This window comes from Erwinia sp. PME.40.26/001, from assembly GCF_055556675.1.
On the sequence record NZ_JBVHNP010000001.1, the window covers coordinates 68,993 to 83,252 of the forward strand.

Sequence of the window (14,260 nt, forward strand, 5' to 3'; positions counted from 1 at the left end):
AGTAATAGCGCTATTTTCACCCGGTTGAAAGTGGAGCGAGTTGTAGTGGATCAATTATATGACCATCACGCTGTGCCGTATCGCAGGGTGCTGGCCGTACAGCAGGCTGCGGTCTAAACTATCAATGAATAAAACGCAGCAGCGGAGAAGACATAAGTGATACCTGACAAAGATTCGCGTTTTTTCCGACCCAAAATGATTGTTCATTTCTGTTTTGCCATTGTCTTTGTCTTCTCCAGTATTCTCACCGTGCGTGAAGCGATGATCCTCAAATCGTCCTATGAGACGACGCAGCGTGCCTGGCTGGTTCAGGCCGCAGGCAGCCTTGAGCGGCAGTGGCAGCAAAGCATTGATCAGATGCTTTTTTCCAGAAAATGCTGCAATATGCGCTGGGTTATCCACTCGAAACGGATAAATCGCATGATGCCTTGAGAATTTTTAATGACCATCGCAGCGACTCGCTGTGGAAAGTTTCTATTAATACCCAGCGGAGCATTCCTCTGTACGGTATTTCAGACAGGGCGGTAGACCGTCTCCCTTTATTAAGCCGGCACGACCCACAGCGGCTGGAAGATGAACTGAAAGCCGCAGTAGAAATGAGCTACATTCTACAGTTCGCCGATCCCCGGCAGGATTTTCACTATCGCCTCTGGTATATCTCCCGCGCCGGGTTTTATCTCAGTTCGGTACAGGATGATAATGAAGACACGGTGGCCAGCTATAATACCGTGATCGACCGCCCCTATTTCATTAATGCCGGTCCGCAGCAAAACCCCGGGCGCAAACTACGCTGGTCTGAAACTTACCGATCCATTGAAAATGAAGGTGATGTGGTCACGGTAACGCTGCCGATTGATTCCGGTGGTTACTGGTACGGCGTGCTGGCAATGGATTTTTCGACGAACGTGATCCACGAGTACCTGCAACACGCGCTGCCGGAATGGCAGGATGCCAGCGTGATGCTGTTCGATAATCATCAGCATCCGGTGGCAATATCAGACGGGAAACACCTGAATGAGCATAATCTTGATGCGGACCAGGTGGCAAAAATATTCAGTCAGGTCACCCGGGCACAAAGCGGACAGTTATCGCTGGGGCTGAATTTTATCACCTGGGTACGCCTGCAAAATTTCGATGGGCTGCTGATCAGCGTACAGCCGCTGCGTGAGGGAATGTCCAGCGAGATAGGGCGCGTAACGCTGGTGCTGATACTGATGTGGGGGCTGTTCAGCCTGGTGCTGATCGCGTCCCATCAGGCTATCATCCGCATGACAGGCAGGCTGCTGACGCTGCAGGAGACTCTGAGCTGGCGGGCAAACTTCGATGGTCTGACCCGTCTGCTGAACCGCAGCGCCTTCTTTGATCAGGCCGAAAAGCTGGCGGCGTTTAGCGAACGCCAGCGGCAGCCGCTTTCCCTTATCCAGCTGGATCTTGACCACTTTAAAGCCGTCAATGATACCCTCGGGCATCATGCCGGCGATGTGGTACTGACTCATTCAGCCGCCATTATCGCGCAGGCAGTGCGCAAGGCAGACGTGCTGGGGCGCGTGGGGGGAGAAGAATTTTGCATCATATTACCGGACACCGGACTGGCGGAGGCGGTAGAAATTGCTGAGCGTATTCGCTGTAAGCTGGCGACGAAGGAGGTGCTGATCGACGCCACGCATACGCTTAAGGTTACGGCCTCTCTTGGCGTGAGCAGCAGTGAGGAACAGCAGGATTATAAGATTGAAAACCTGCAGTCCGTGGCGGACGGCCGGCTCTACCTGGCAAAAGCCGCCGGCCGCAACTGCGTCAGTAGCGGGGCTTAAACGTCGCCGCTGTTGTCATCTTCCACGGCCTGGTAAATACGCTGCATAATATCAGGGAATGCCGACTGTACGCGGCTCCAGCTGGGGATAAACGGTTTTTCATTCGGACGCTCAATAAAGGCCTGTCCGGCATCAAGGATCGCCTGGGTAAACATCTCGACGGCGGCTTCCTCAGCATGCTGGTCGAACTTCAGCCCGTTCATTGTCGCTTCATGGTTGTAAATTTCCATCATATCCAGCGCATTACGGTAGTAGGTTGCTTTTAATACGCGGAAAGAGTCACTGGTGATGCTCACCCCCATGGTGGCCATCTTACGCAATAACGACTGCACAATATCGTTGCTCATGCGCTTCAGCCCACCGGTGCCGTCCTCTTCTGCCAGAGGCTGGTGCTTATGGTCGTAATTATCAGCAATTTCTACCTGACAGCTCTGACGGGTGGTGTAGTTGCGATATATCTCCGACAGCACACCAATTTCCAGCCCCCAGTCTCCCGGAAGTTTAATGCCGTTCAGCACGTGGGTGCGCATGGCGAACTCCCCGGAAAGGGGATAGCGGAAACTGGTTAAATAATCCAAGTACTCCGAGTGACCGTAGACTTTTTGCAGGGAGCGCAGCAGCGGCCCGACCAGCAGACGGCCGACGCGACCGTTGAGCTTATTGTCGGCGACGCGGGCGTAGAAGCCTTTACAGAATTCGTACTGAAAGCCGGGATTGGCCAGCGGGTAGAGCAGGCGGGCCAGCATCCCCCGTTCATAAGTGACAATATCGCAGTCGTGCAGCGCCACGCAGCTCGATTTATCCGACGCCAGGGTGTACCCGGTACAGAACCAGACGTTACGGCCTTTACCTGGCTGTGAAGGGGAAAGCCCCTCTTTATCCAGTTCGGCATCCAGCGCTTTCAGGCGCGGGCCGTCATTCCAAAGAATACGATGCCGCTGCGGCAGACGTGAAAAAAACTCGCGGGCATGAAGAAACTGATCCCGGTCTGCCCGGTCAAGGCCAATGACAATTTCGGCCAGGTAGGGCACTTTAGCCAGTTCGTCGACAATATGGCTGAGGGCAGGTCCTTCCAGCTCTGAATAGAGCGACGGCAGGATCAGGCCCATTTTGCGCTTGCGTGAAAAGCGCACCAGGTCTTTTTCCAGCTCTGCGACGGAACGACCGGTCAGATTATGGAAATTGGTTATGACGCCATTCTGATAAAAATCGCTCATCGCTTACCCCTTTAAAGATCATCCCGGCTCAGCGGGTGATAAAATGCGTCAGGCCTTCGCTCCAGCCCGCAGGGCCAAAGTGGGCAGTATGGTAGATATGGTGTTTATCCTGCCGCTGCAGGATGACGGGATTTTTACTGTAGCCTTTGATCACCACGGCATAGTCCACGCAGTCGAGCATGGGGGCATCATTCGGGCCATCGCCCAGCCCGATGGTGATGCGCTCCGTGCCAGCCTGGCGGGTATGTCGGAGCAGCCAGCGCAGCGCTGCGCCCTTACTGCTTCCTTCAGGCATCACGTGCCAGAACCGGCCTCCCTGCACCACTGTCAGACTCTTTTCTTCCAGCCGCCTGCAGAACAGCGCAAACTGCGCTTCGCTGTCGCGCCAGATAAGACTTTCAGACGCCTGGCGCTGACGTGCCAGCGTGGCCTCATGCGGCGTCAGTCCGGTCCAGTCAGCCACCTCCTTTTCCGTGACCTCGCCAAATCCGGTGAATTTGAATCCGTATTGCTGCTTCAGCTCCTGCAACAGCCCGCACAGTCCGGGATAGTCATAACGCACATTCTCCGGGTAGGGGGGCAGCGGATCGGTGCTGTTCAGCACCACGCGGGCACCATTCTCGGCGATAAAGGGCGCACCGTTCAGCCCCATCGACTGCTGCAGGGGAATAATCTCTGCCGCCGTTTTACTGGAACAGATCACCAGCGGGATCTGATGTTCCTGCAGGCGCGTCAGCCAGGGTTCTGCCGCTTCCCAGCGGTAGGTGTGATGGTCCAGCAGTGAGCCGTCGAGATCGGTAACGATCATCAGTGGGTCCTGCAATGTGAGCATAAGCAATCCCTCAGAGTGATATCACTGCGCCGCAGGCTGAAACAGCCCCGTCTGTATGCTCACTGAGTATAGTCGAGCCACCACAGACGGCAGGACAGGGAATACGCCCGGGGACCTTCCACGCTTATTCCAGGAGTTATCTTAAAAAAAACTGTATCCGACGGTGAAAATGAAACGACCTCTCGGGGGGAAAAAAGAGTAAGGCCAGGGGGTTAGAGAAAACTCACCTGTACAGTAGTTCGGAATATGTACAACTTAAGTCATTCAATGAGAATTATCCTGGAGGGAAGGCAGGCTAATCTGCAGGCAGTGGCGTCATCCCGTCACTGGCGAGTGTCAATTCCTGTGAGCAGCACATTATCCCGGCCAGACTGGTTGGGATTTTTTTTGCCGGTAACGGCCGGGAGGCCGGCGATCGTTGGAAGTCACGGGCAAAAAAAAGCCCGCGCTGCGCGGGCAAAAATCCTTGTTACTTTGGCCTGCCCTTAGGGGTTGGTGCAGTGAGGCGATTGTAGAGTGGTCTGCTGTCAGAAGTCTCACCCGAAAACGTAAAGAAAGTGCAAATACCCGCAGGGCACGGGATTTACTCACTTTTACCCGCTGGTGACAGCGAGATGCTTTTCACTGGCTATACTCTGGGTTCGGCTAACCCCGTAAGATAAAACAGATAATGGAGAGTTTATGGACTTTTTACGAATTGTAATTGCGATTCTGTTACCCCCACTGGGCGTGTTTATGCAGGTCGGATTTGGCGGTGCCTTCTGGCTGAATATTCTGTTGACGCTCTGCGGATACATTCCCGGTATCGTCCATGCGGTATGGGTGATTGCGCGTCGCTGATCCTCAACGCAGACCCTGTGCTTGATAAGGTTTTCGGTTACACTACTGCAAAAATTACGCAGGAGGATCCATGCAGATCAATGACAGGGTAACGGTGAAAACCGATGGCGGGCCACGTCGGGAAGGGACAGTGCTGGCCGTGGAAGACTTCAGTGAGGGCACCATGTATCTGGTGGCGCTGGAAGAGTATCCGCTGGGGATTTGGTTCTTCAATGAGATGGGTCACCAGGATGGGATCTTTGTTGAACCTCACGCGTCATGAACATGCAGGGAGCGACCCTTTTCCGGTCGCTCCCTGCGATGAGCAGTGCTGACGCTGTTCGCGTCCTTTCCAGTCAGGCTCCGTCTTTTATCAGAATGTTTCCCAGTGATCGTTGCTGGTCGCCAGTGCCGGACGGGGCGCAGCCACAGCCGCCGGTTTACTGCTGACGTCCCGGGGCCTGACCGGTGCGACAGAGCCAGCGCTCAGTTTAAAGGCGGAGACCGCCTGAGTCAGACGGGCAGCCTGCTCTTCCAGTGACGCGGCGGCAGAAGAGGCTTCTTCAACCAGGGAAGCATTCTGCTGGGTAACGTTATCCATTTCGGTCACCGCCATGCTCACTTGCTGAATTCCCTTACTCTGCTCGTCCGACGCTGCGGCAATTTCCGCCATAATATCGGTGACGCGTCGCACGGCATCCACAATTTCACTCATCGTGTTACCCGCCTGACCCACCTGTGCCGATCCCTTACCGATCAAGTCCACCGATTCAGAAATCAGCCCTTCGATCTCCTTAGCGGCCCCGGCACTGCGCTGTGCCAGATTGCGCACTTCACTGGCGACGACGGCAAAACCGCGCCCCTGTTCACCGGCACGGGCGGCCTCAACGGCCGCATTCAGCGCTAAGATGTTGGTCTGGAAGGCGATACTGTTAATCACGGTGGTGATTTCAGCGATTTTCTTCGAGCTGGTGGAGATGTTATTCATGGTGTTCACCACGCCAGTGACGATATCGCCCCCCTGACGGGCCTTGCCAGAGGCATCGGAGGCCAGCTGGCTGGCATGGTGAGCATTTTCGGCGTTCTGTTTCACCGTGGCAGTAAGTTCTTCCATACTGGCAGCGGTCTGTTCCAGCGCAGAGGCCTGCTGTTCGGTGCGGGAGGACAGATCGGTATTCCCGGCGGAGATCTCACTCGATCCCTGATAAATTGCCACCGCACCTTCGCGCACCGTGCCCACGGTTTTCACTAATGCCTGCTGCATCAGCTGTAAATTATTTCCCAGGCTACCGATCTCACTGCGGCCCCAACTCTGCAGCGGGGCGGTGAGATCGCCACGAGAAATATGCTCGATGCGTTCTACGGCCTGGCGTAACGGCGTGATCACTACCCGGCGCAGGAAGATAAAGGTGGCCAGCGTTAACAGCAGGGCAAGAGCGAATGCACCCGCCATCATGATAAACCCGAAGCGGGTCTGAGACCTGGCAGCGGCATTCAGGCCTTCCGCGCGCTCGGTGCGCAGCTTAATGGCTTTAAACAGCAGTTCGTTATAGGCGTCGTCCAGCTTGCGGGTGTAATCCGTTTCCTGAGCGATCACACCTTCGAAGCTGCCATCGCTGGCGCTTTTAACCATCGGCACCAGCCCCTGGCTGATATAGGCTTCAAAGCGTTTTTTCAGGTCAATATCCAGCGCTTCGCCGGCCGGGGTTTTGACCGGACGGTTCAGATAAACAGCAAAGCTGTCGCGCGCCATTTTAATGCGTTTTTCCGTGGTCGCCAGATTCGCTTTAAATTCATCCATTTCACCGATACGTGCAGAGGCACCCGCGTGGATCACGGTCAGACGTGCCGTACGCAGGTGGTTAGAGCTGTTGGAGAGCGCGGTACGTATCTGGATCTCTTCGGTTACATCGTTCAGTGACTGATTACTCTGGATCAAAAAATAGCTGGCGAGGCCGATACATAAGGCAAAAAGTAGCAAAATTCCGCCGAGAATGGCGGCGAACAGCGGGACCAGACGCAGATGCTGCCAGAAGCTGATGGTCTGTTGTTCGTGAGATGGTTGTTGTGGTTTCATATCCTTTGCTCTCTTTCAGATAGGGACGAAGGAACACTCCGGTCGTCTAGAAAGCATCGGCAAAGTACTGAAAAGGATTAGGACTGTAATTGGGAGCAGGCTCACAGAATCAGCCTTTTTTGCAGAAGGGGAGAGAGGCCGGCAGGTACCCGCCTCTCAAAGAAATCATCTTACATTCACATAAATACCGCTGGTAACGTTATCAGTTAAACGAACAACATGATAAATAACCTGTTTATTGTGTGTTTTTATTTTACGTTTGATATTACCTTTGTGCGATGACACTGTTTTTGCTTTAATCTGCATCTTATCTGAAATCTGAATGGTGTCATGGCCTGACATCCACATCTTAAGCATGTTTGACTCTGTCTGACTCAGCGTCAGTGGATGTACCTCAAAGCCCGAAGCATAGCGGGGGGACAGATTAAGATTTTTTTGAAAATAGCTGCTAAGTAGTGAATCCAGTGTTGATGGCTTTATCGATTTTGACGTAATAATCAGATTCTTACGAACGTAGAGGTATTCCTCAAAATGGATATTGGAGATGGCCATGAATATAAAGAACAGGGTATCAGGGTGCTGCATAATAACATTTCTGATTCGCTGGCTTGCATCGGATTCATGGATGAAACAGTCTTCATTAATAAAAACTACACCCGGTTGTAGTTGCTGACACTTAATTTGTAACTGCTCTATGTCATTTACTGAGGTTATATTTTTCTTTTTAACCCCTTTCACTGCCATATAGTCAGATAAACCCAGTCGTGTATAGTTACATGAGTCCATAATAATCGTTGGCATAATAGCGACCCTCACCAATTTGTTATCCGTTTAAATCAACGATGAATTACGCGCGTTCGGTACGAGAGCAAGAGTTCTGTATTCACGATCTTGTTATATTTACCCAGCGTTTGCAAAGCTTTGCCATTGATGGCGAGGGTACTGATTCGTCCGTGCTGGCAGGTAATTTGAGTTTGGACGCGGCGATAACCTGCCAGAGTACCACGGTCATTACATAAGCAAGATTTCGGCTTACTTATCTGACTTAAAACAGCATTTAATGCAGCTTTCTGCCTGCTTCGACACACTATCGCGCAGAAATCAGAAAACTCGGATAGGACGATTCTTAAAAACATTCATTCTCCGAAAGTGTAGGCCTGCGGAGAGCATTGACAATGCCGCAAAATGTATTTTAAAACAAGAAAAACCGCGAAAAATAAAATCCCTATAAAAAACAGCTAGTTGACTGTTTTTTGACCGTTAACTCTTTCGCAACAAATCATCGGTTTGAGGAGTTAAAATACGCTAACTGGGTTTTAATAAGAATAATTTTCATCGCAGCGGTGCATTTATCAGAATTTCCTTAAGGAAATTCTGCAAATAATGGGGCGAAAAATACACCAATGTATTTTGATTGCTTAACAATGCTTTTGCATAAAGTGGGCAATAGGTAAGATTACTTACCGGGTAATTCACTGAGCAGCGTAGCCAGTAAATCGAACACTTCACTGAACAAATGTTCACAGAAGGGCCCCAGCAGAGGCATCATCAGGATGATGAACACCATGCCGATTGATAAGGTCACCGGGAAGCCGATGGCAAAAACAGAGAGTTGAGGTGAAACGCGGTTTAACAAACCCAGGGCCAGGTTTAAGGTGAGGAGCAAAGTGATTAATGGTAGCGCTAATCTCATACCGTTAAGGAAAATCAGACTGGCGGCCTTGGTCAGCACCATAAACGCATTGCCGTTGAGGGGTTCCCCACCGATGGGTAAGGTATGAAAACTGTCGGCGACCATTGAGATCAGCCACAGGTGGCCGTTGAACGACAGAAACAGCAGCATGGCCAGCATATCCAGAAAACGGGCCAGCACCGGCATGTTCAGACGGCTGCCGGGATCAAAGAAGGTCGCAAACGAAAGTCCCATCTGCAAACCAATCACTTCCCCCGCCGTACGCACCGCAGCAAAGGCAAACTGCATGGTAAAACCGATTGCCATACCAATCAGTATTTGCTGTATCAGCAGCCAGAAACCGCCCACGGAAAACAGCGTGACCGTCGTCGGCGGCAGTGAAGGCACCAGTACCCAGGTGATCATCACCCCCAGGCCTATTTTGACTTTGCGGCTGATCGCTTTTTCACTGAGTATCGGCGCGGTCATGATCAGCGCCAGCACGCGGGCGAGGGGCCAGAATAACTGACTGATCCAGAACAGCAGTTGACTACTGTCAAAAAGAATCATTATCCGATCATATAAGGCAGGTTACTGAACAGGGTACGCATATAGTCGAGTACCAGACTCAGCATCCACGGACCGGCAATCACGATGGTGGTGACCACAGCGAGGATCTTAGGGATAAAGGAGAGTGTCTGTTCGTTGATCTGAGTTGCGGCCTGCAGCAGGCTGATTAACAACCCGCTGACCAGGGCTGCCAGCAGCAGCGGGGCGGCCAGCGCCAGGGCAATTTTCATGGCCTCGTGCCCCATTACCATTACCGATTCAGGTGTCATTGTTGTGGCTCCGCGTCAGGAATAAAAGCTCTGGGCCAGCGAACCGACCAGTAACTGCCAGCCGTCCACTAACACAAACAGCATTAGCTTAAAGGGCAGGGATATGGTCGCCGGCGGCACCATCATCATTCCCAGTGCCATCAGCACGCTGGCTACCACCAGGTCGATAATCAGGAAAGGAATAAAAACGGTAAAACCAATCTGGAAAGCAGTTTTCAGCTCACTGGTGACATAGGCGGGCAGCAGAATACGCATCGGCACCGCTTCCGGACCGGCAATCGGCGGCGTGTTGGCCAGGCGGGCAAACAGTGCCAGATCGGCTTCACGGGTCTGACGCAGCATAAATTCGCGCAGCGGCTGGGCCCCTTTTTCGATGGCATCCTGCATGCTGATCTTATCTTCACTGAACGGCAGATAAGCATCGGTATAAATTTTGTCGAACACCGGGCTCATAATAAAGAAGGTCAGGAACAGCGACAGACCCAGCAGGACCTGGTTCGGCGGTGCTGACGGCGTGCCCAGGGCATTACGTAGTAGACCAAAAACGATAATGATGCGGGTAAAACTGGTCATCATCAGCAAAATGGCCGGGAGGAACGTCAGTGAGGTAATGAACACCAGCGTCTGTACCGGCAGTGACCAGCTCTGGCCACCGCCTGGCATCGGTTTACTGACCAGGCCCGGCAGCTGGGCATAAACGTCGGGAGCCAGCATCAGCAGACCGAGCAGCAGCAGTGGAAGGATGCGTTTCATTTTTTCTTTCCGGTGCTTTTCATTAATGACTGCAGAACCTGACGGAAATCGGGCTTAGGCTCAGTGGCGTCAGTGACGGCTGGCTCGGGGCTGGCGGGCAGGGTATGCAGATGAGTGATCTGCTGGGCGGTGACGCCCAGCACCAGACGCGCATTGTCAACATCGACAATCACCACGCGTTCACGCTGTCCCAGCGAGCAGCTTGCACTGATATTCAGCGTCTGGCTACCGCTGCGGCGTGAGGCAAAGCCCAGCCGTTTTGCCAGCCAGGCACAGGCGAGAATAAGGATAATAATCGCCGCCAGCACACCGCTCACCTGGGTGAGCATGGAGCCGGTAGAAATGGCCGGTGCGGTAGTGACCGGCTGATGCTGGGTGGTATTCATTTAGCGACTCAGACGACGCATACGTTCAGTCGGGGTGATAATGTCAGTAATGCGCACGCCATACTTATCGGCAACGACCACTACTTCACCCTGAGCAATAAGATAACCGTTGATCAGGATATCCAGCGGCTCACCCGCTAATCCGTCCAGCGCCACCACGGAACCCTGCGACAGACGCAGCAGCTCTTTGATGGTCATTTTCGTGCGGCCCAGTTCAACGGTCAGTTTGACCGGGATATCCATAATCATATCGATATCCTGCACAGAACCGGAGACATCACCCAAATCCAGCGATTTAAAAACGCCTTCAGTGGAGGTCGACTTTACCTGTTCGTTCATTGCGTCAGCCCACAGGTCGTCCGCAGAGATGTCGTCGTCGGACGGCTTATTCGTATCACTCATCGGGCTGTTCCTCATTCAGCGAATTCAAAATCGGGTTGATCAGGTGTTCCACGCGCAGAGCGTACTGCTTATTCAGCGTTCCGTACTGGCTGGTCAACACCGGCACGCCATCCACATGGGCGATGATGCGGTCCGGTTTTTCAATCGGTAATACGTCGCCTGGCTTCAGGGCCAGCAGACGTGAAATTCTCATCGACACTTCGGCAAAATTAGCCACCAGCTCCAGCTCTGAGTGCTGAACCTGTTTGACCAGCGTGTCACGCCAGTTTTCATCTTCGCTACGTGAGTTTTCCAGCGGCGGGTTAACCAGCGTTTCACGCAGCGGTTCGATCATGCTGAAAGGGATACAGATATTAAACTCGCCCGTCAGGTTACCAATCTCAACCTGGAACGGCGTGGTGACCACGATATCGTTAGGTGAGGTGGTGATGTTGGTGAATTTCACCTGCATCTCTGAACGGACGTATTCCACATCCAGCGGATAGATAGGTTTCCAGGCATCGCTGTAGCCGTCGAGTGCCAGCTTCAGCATACGGCGGATGACGCGTTGCTCGGTGTGGGTGAATTCGCGTCCCTCAACTTTCGTCGGGAAACGGCCGTCACCACCAAACAGGTTATCTACGGCGATAAACACCAGACTCGGCGAGAATACCACCAGCGCCGTGCCACGCAGCGGCTTGAGGTGGATAAGGTTAAGGTTAGTTGGCACCGGCAAATTGCGGGCGAACTCATGGTATGGCTGAATCTTAATCGCGCCGACCGAAATATCCGGGCTGCGGCGCAGCAGGTTGAACAGCGCCATACGATAAGAACGCGCAAAACGTTCGTTAATGATCTCCAGAGCCTGCAGACGCTCACGAACCACGCGGCGCTGCGTATTGGGATCATAGGGGCGAATATCGCTTTCGCCGCCGCTACTGACCTTATCTTCTGTCGCACTATCGCTGTCGCCATTGAGTAGTGCGTCAATTTCTGCCTGAGAAAGAATGCTATCGCCCATAAATTTACATCACCGCAGTATGAAGGCCGTGAAAAGAACATCCGTCACGACCTGCTGTGGTTGTCCCTGCACCAGCGGAGGTGCCAGTACCTGTTTTATCTGTTTCATTAATTCCTGCTTACCTTGCTCATTCGCTAACGCCGAGGCACTTTGACGCGAAAGCAACAGCAGCAGACGACTACGGACTTCCGGCAGATAATCATTCATCCGACGACGGGTCTCTTCGTCCGGCAAACGCAGGGTAAATCCTACGTAAAGCACGCGATCCGGATCGTTGTCAGGATTGATCAAGTTAACCGTAAAAGTATCCAGAGCAAAAAACACCGGCACAGGTGGTGGCTCCGGCTTGGCTGCCGCAGCGGCATCTGCCGGAGTTTTCATCATGCGCCAGACTGTATAGCCCGCCACGCTGCAAGCGACCAGAGTCACGATAAGTAACACCGGTATCAGGAGCTTACGTTTGCCGCTTTTGGCTTTAGCGTTATCAGTCATATTAGCTGTAACTTCCTGTGATTATTTTCGGGGGCGGTGCCACGTAATCCACTGTCCCACGGCGTTATGAGCAAATTATCCCTTGTCTTGCGCCAAACAATAGGCAGAAAAGACGCGAGTTTTGCCATCAGCTTACGCGTTTGTTGCCGTCAGGCGAAAATATCAACAGCATTGGCACCGGCTGCGCGCGCCTGCAGGGCGGCAGGAACGGCAATTGGCGTCACATCACTGTCATTTTCATTAGCAAGACTAAACGGGCTTCCGTTGTTATTGCGCTGCTGTTCCTGCTGGCCGTTAAAGGACTGACCCTGCTGGAAGGCATCGCTACTGACATTACTTTGACCCAGGTTGATGCCACTTTCTGCCAGAGAGGCACGCAGCTGAGGCATCGCTGCCTCCAGTGCTGCCCTGACCTGGCTGTGGTTTGACACCATACTCAGCTGGGCCTGGTCATTATCCAGTTTCAGGCTGATCTGGATGCTGCCCAGGTCCTGCGGATGCAGATGCAACTCGGCGGTTTGCTGCCCGTTGCGGCTGAACATCAGGATCTGTTGTCCCAGTGCCTGCTGCCATTCCGGACTCCCCAGCTGAGAATTCAGCATGGGGGTGGCCGGTGCACTTACCACCGACGTTGTCGTCGGAGTCAGTAATGAAGACGCGGTACTGATCACATTATTGGTTATCGTCGCCGCAGGCACAGAACTTGAATTTTCTTTATCGAAATCTTTGCTGATATTGCTCATAACCTGCTGAAAAGCCGGGTCGATACTGGCAGCAGCAGGATTGACTGACCCCTTAACCGCCGCCGTGCCCTCAGAAGATTTTGCGTTAACTGAAACCAAAAGCCCGCTATCGCTGTTTTTTGACCTTGCGTCAGTATCATCCCCTTCTTCAGCGGTTACTTTCCCCAGGGCAGCGCTTAACGCACTCAGCGTTGACTGTTTTTCACTTTTATTCAGACCGCTGGAGAGCAGGTCACTGCTTTTTGCGGCGGAGCTGGCCGTCGGTACTACCGTATTATTCGGTAGCATGGCGTAAAGTGCCTGAAGCGTCTGCAGGTCGCTGTCGCTGAGGCTCACGGCCGGGGCATCTTTCTCATCGCTGGCGACGTCGTCTTTTGTGTTGACGCGCTCCTGCTGAGGCTGAAGCAGGGCGGTGAGGGTTTCAGGTTTATCCAGGGCTGCCAGCAGATCGCCGATCCCCGGCTTTTTCGCCGTTTTTCCCCCGGTCTCTGTCAGAGCCTCACCGGCGTCGACTTTCACCCCGGCGGTGCCGCCCTGTTGGGCCAGCGATAAAAGGTGGTTACCCAGCAGGGTGATAAATCCCTGCTGTGAGGTCTCACCGGTAGAAAGTGCATCGCCGCCGGTGCTGGTCAGGTCGCCTTCACGGGCCTCGCCAGTGGAAGGTGTACTTTTAGCGCCGGCGCTGGCCGCTGTCGTGGCGGCCGTTGGTAAGGTAATCATTCGCCTTTCCTCAGTGATGCCCGTTGGGCAAATTCATCATTCCGTTTCTGATCGAGACGGTTTTCTTGTAAGAGAGCGGTCGCAAGGGCACGGGACTGCAAAGTCTCGTAGGCATGCAGCCGCTGCTGTTTGTCGCGCCACAGGCGCAGCGCGTTCTCCACCCGGGTGTTCCAGTGCAGCAGCTGCTGGCGATGCTGCTCAATCGCGTTTTCCAGCGTCTGAATAAACTGGTGATAGTTGTACCAGCGGGTGCTGGCGATCCCTTCGCTCATGGTGGTATTGAGATTTTTACGGTATTCATCCTGATAATTAAGCAGCATGGTCAGCTGCTCATCGGCCTGTTTTTGCGCGCGACGCACGTCACCCAACTGAATGGCGGCTTTTTCCACGTCTTTATGCGCAAGGTCGCGCAGCGTGTCGATAGCGGAAACGGTCTTTGTCATAAAGCCCTCCAGTCAGGCGGCGTCACACAGCAGGGCGTGATGCGTTGTCAGATG

General features: G+C 53.3%; 17 protein-coding genes. 3 read left to right on the forward strand and 14 right to left on the reverse strand.

Annotation, left to right across the window (positions count from 1 at the left end; all coding sequences use genetic code 11):
- Nucleotides 1-54: 54 nt before the first annotated feature.
- The gene (locus tag ACZ3HG_RS00375) at nt 55-402 is read right to left on the reverse strand and encodes a hypothetical protein (RefSeq protein ID WP_465332597.1); all 348 of its coding nucleotides are present in this window, start codon (nt 400-402) and stop codon (nt 55-57) included.
- On the opposite strand from ACZ3HG_RS00375, the gene dgcQ reads away from it, so the two are divergent.
- On the forward strand, nt 375-1,811 hold the full coding sequence (gene dgcQ / locus ACZ3HG_RS00380) for a cellulose biosynthesis regulator diguanylate cyclase DgcQ (RefSeq protein WP_465331300.1): 1,437 nt from the start codon (nt 375-377) through the stop codon (nt 1,809-1,811). The two genes, ACZ3HG_RS00375 and dgcQ, sit on opposite strands and share 28 nt — an antisense overlap.
- Here the strand turns inward: dgcQ and ACZ3HG_RS00385 are convergent.
- Both ACZ3HG_RS00385 and ACZ3HG_RS00390 read right to left on the reverse strand, forming a co-directional pair.
- Nucleotides 1,808-3,028, reverse strand: a complete 1,221-nt coding sequence (locus ACZ3HG_RS00385) for a glycosyltransferase family protein (protein WP_191937270.1) — start codon at nt 3,026-3,028, stop codon at nt 1,808-1,810. The two genes, dgcQ and ACZ3HG_RS00385, sit on opposite strands and share 4 nt — an antisense overlap.
- Nucleotides 3,029-3,056: 28 nt before the next feature.
- Nucleotides 3,057-3,860: a mannosyl-3-phosphoglycerate phosphatase-related protein gene (locus tag ACZ3HG_RS00390; RefSeq protein ID WP_191933159.1), complete on the reverse strand. Its 804-nt coding sequence runs from the start codon at nt 3,858-3,860 to the stop codon at nt 3,057-3,059.
- 681 nt (nt 3,861-4,541) lie between these two features.
- Between ACZ3HG_RS00390 and ACZ3HG_RS00395 the strand changes: the two genes are divergently transcribed.
- Entirely contained in the window at nt 4,542-4,700 is a 159-nt protein-coding gene (locus tag ACZ3HG_RS00395; RefSeq protein ID WP_017800079.1) for a YqaE/Pmp3 family membrane protein, read from the forward strand.
- 70 nt (nt 4,701-4,770) lie between these two features.
- Nucleotides 4,771-4,962, forward strand: coding sequence for a protein DsrB (dsrB, locus tag ACZ3HG_RS00400; protein ID WP_465331302.1), 192 nt, complete (start codon nt 4,771-4,773; stop codon nt 4,960-4,962).
- Nucleotides 4,963-5,052: 90 nt separating this feature from the next.
- On the opposite strand, the gene ACZ3HG_RS00405 is transcribed toward dsrB, so the two are convergent.
- The 11 genes from ACZ3HG_RS00405 to fliJ all read right to left on the reverse strand — a co-directional run bounded on the left by ACZ3HG_RS00405 (nt 5,053) and on the right by fliJ (nt 14,206).
- Complete coding sequence (locus tag ACZ3HG_RS00405; RefSeq protein ID WP_191933157.1) at nt 5,053-6,756, reverse strand: methyl-accepting chemotaxis protein; 1,704 nt, start codon at nt 6,754-6,756, stop codon at nt 5,053-5,055.
- Between the two features lie 165 nt (nt 6,757-6,921).
- Entirely contained in the window at nt 6,922-7,557 is a 636-nt protein-coding gene (gene rcsA / locus ACZ3HG_RS00410; protein WP_191933156.1) for a transcriptional regulator RcsA, read from the reverse strand.
- 655 nt (nt 7,558-8,212) lie between these two features.
- Nucleotides 8,213-8,998 carry a flagellar biosynthetic protein FliR gene (fliR, locus tag ACZ3HG_RS00415; RefSeq protein ID WP_191933155.1) on the reverse strand — a complete coding sequence of 262 codons (786 nt, stop codon included), beginning with the start codon at nt 8,996-8,998 and terminating at the stop codon, nt 8,213-8,215.
- Nucleotides 8,998-9,267 (reverse strand): flagellar biosynthesis protein FliQ, encoded by a 270-nt coding sequence (fliQ, locus tag ACZ3HG_RS00420; RefSeq protein ID WP_191933154.1) that lies wholly within the window; start codon nt 9,265-9,267, stop codon nt 8,998-9,000. Before fliQ ends, fliR begins: the two co-directional genes overlap by 1 nt.
- A gap of 15 nt (nt 9,268-9,282) precedes the next feature.
- A complete protein-coding gene (gene fliP / locus ACZ3HG_RS00425; RefSeq protein ID WP_191933153.1) occupies nt 9,283-10,020 on the reverse strand; it encodes a flagellar type III secretion system pore protein FliP in 738 nt (245 codons plus the stop codon).
- Nucleotides 10,017-10,406 carry a flagellar biosynthetic protein FliO gene (fliO, locus tag ACZ3HG_RS00430; protein ID WP_191937267.1) on the reverse strand — a complete coding sequence of 130 codons (390 nt, stop codon included), beginning with the start codon at nt 10,404-10,406 and terminating at the stop codon, nt 10,017-10,019. The genes fliP and fliO overlap by 4 nt, the downstream gene beginning before the upstream one ends.
- Nucleotides 10,407-10,808: a flagellar motor switch protein FliN gene (gene fliN, locus ACZ3HG_RS00435; protein WP_062743700.1), complete on the reverse strand. Its 402-nt coding sequence runs from the start codon at nt 10,806-10,808 to the stop codon at nt 10,407-10,409.
- Nucleotides 10,801-11,808 carry a flagellar motor switch protein FliM gene (gene fliM / locus ACZ3HG_RS00440; RefSeq protein ID WP_062743699.1) on the reverse strand — a complete coding sequence of 336 codons (1,008 nt, stop codon included), beginning with the start codon at nt 11,806-11,808 and terminating at the stop codon, nt 10,801-10,803. Before fliM ends, fliN begins: the two co-directional genes overlap by 8 nt.
- A gap of 9 nt (nt 11,809-11,817) precedes the next feature.
- Complete coding sequence (fliL, locus tag ACZ3HG_RS00445; RefSeq protein ID WP_062743698.1) at nt 11,818-12,300, reverse strand: flagellar basal body-associated protein FliL; 483 nt, start codon at nt 12,298-12,300, stop codon at nt 11,818-11,820.
- 149 nt (nt 12,301-12,449) lie between these two features.
- Nucleotides 12,450-13,763 carry a flagellar hook-length control protein FliK gene (locus ACZ3HG_RS00450; protein WP_465331306.1) on the reverse strand — a complete coding sequence of 438 codons (1,314 nt, stop codon included), beginning with the start codon at nt 13,761-13,763 and terminating at the stop codon, nt 12,450-12,452.
- On the reverse strand, nt 13,760-14,206 hold the full coding sequence (gene fliJ, locus ACZ3HG_RS00455; RefSeq protein ID WP_137268853.1) for a flagellar export protein FliJ: 447 nt from the start codon (nt 14,204-14,206) through the stop codon (nt 13,760-13,762). The genes ACZ3HG_RS00450 and fliJ overlap by 4 nt, the downstream gene beginning before the upstream one ends.
- Nucleotides 14,207-14,260: the final 54 nt, after the last annotated feature.

What these genes read in the sequence shown, in the direction of transcription:
- ACZ3HG_RS00385 (WP_191937270.1), bottom strand. Translation starts at nt 3,028, where the DNA reads ATGAGCGATTTTTATCAGAATGGCGTCATAACCAATTTCCATAATCTG.
- ACZ3HG_RS00395 (WP_017800079.1), top strand. Translation starts at nt 4,542, where the DNA reads ATGGACTTTTTACGAATTGTAATTGCGATTCTGTTACCCCCACTGGGC.
- rcsA (WP_191933156.1), bottom strand. Translation starts at nt 7,557, where the DNA reads ATGCCAACGATTATTATGGACTCATGTAACTATACACGACTGGGTTTA.
- fliQ (WP_191933154.1), bottom strand. Translation starts at nt 9,267, where the DNA reads ATGACACCTGAATCGGTAATGGTAATGGGGCACGAGGCCATGAAAATT.
- dgcQ (WP_465331300.1), top strand. Translation starts at nt 375, where the DNA reads ATGCTGCAATATGCGCTGGGTTATCCACTCGAAACGGATAAATCGCAT.
- ACZ3HG_RS00450 (WP_465331306.1), bottom strand. Translation starts at nt 13,763, where the DNA reads ATGATTACCTTACCAACGGCCGCCACGACAGCGGCCAGCGCCGGCGCT.
- fliM (WP_062743699.1), bottom strand. Translation starts at nt 11,808, where the DNA reads ATGGGCGATAGCATTCTTTCTCAGGCAGAAATTGACGCACTACTCAAT.
- fliR (WP_191933155.1), bottom strand. Translation starts at nt 8,998, where the DNA reads ATGATTCTTTTTGACAGTAGTCAACTGCTGTTCTGGATCAGTCAGTTA.
- fliO (WP_191937267.1), bottom strand. Translation starts at nt 10,406, where the DNA reads ATGAATACCACCCAGCATCAGCCGGTCACTACCGCACCGGCCATTTCT.
- ACZ3HG_RS00390 (WP_191933159.1), bottom strand. Translation starts at nt 3,860, where the DNA reads ATGCTCACATTGCAGGACCCACTGATGATCGTTACCGATCTCGACGGC.
- fliJ (WP_137268853.1), bottom strand. Translation starts at nt 14,206, where the DNA reads ATGACAAAGACCGTTTCCGCTATCGACACGCTGCGCGACCTTGCGCAT.
- fliL (WP_062743698.1), bottom strand. Translation starts at nt 12,300, where the DNA reads ATGACTGATAACGCTAAAGCCAAAAGCGGCAAACGTAAGCTCCTGATA.
- fliP (WP_191933153.1), bottom strand. Translation starts at nt 10,020, where the DNA reads ATGAAACGCATCCTTCCACTGCTGCTGCTCGGTCTGCTGATGCTGGCT.
- fliN (WP_062743700.1), bottom strand. Translation starts at nt 10,808, where the DNA reads ATGAGTGATACGAATAAGCCGTCCGACGACGACATCTCTGCGGACGAC.
- dsrB (WP_465331302.1), top strand. Translation starts at nt 4,771, where the DNA reads ATGCAGATCAATGACAGGGTAACGGTGAAAACCGATGGCGGGCCACGT.
- ACZ3HG_RS00405 (WP_191933157.1), bottom strand. Translation starts at nt 6,756, where the DNA reads ATGAAACCACAACAACCATCTCACGAACAACAGACCATCAGCTTCTGG.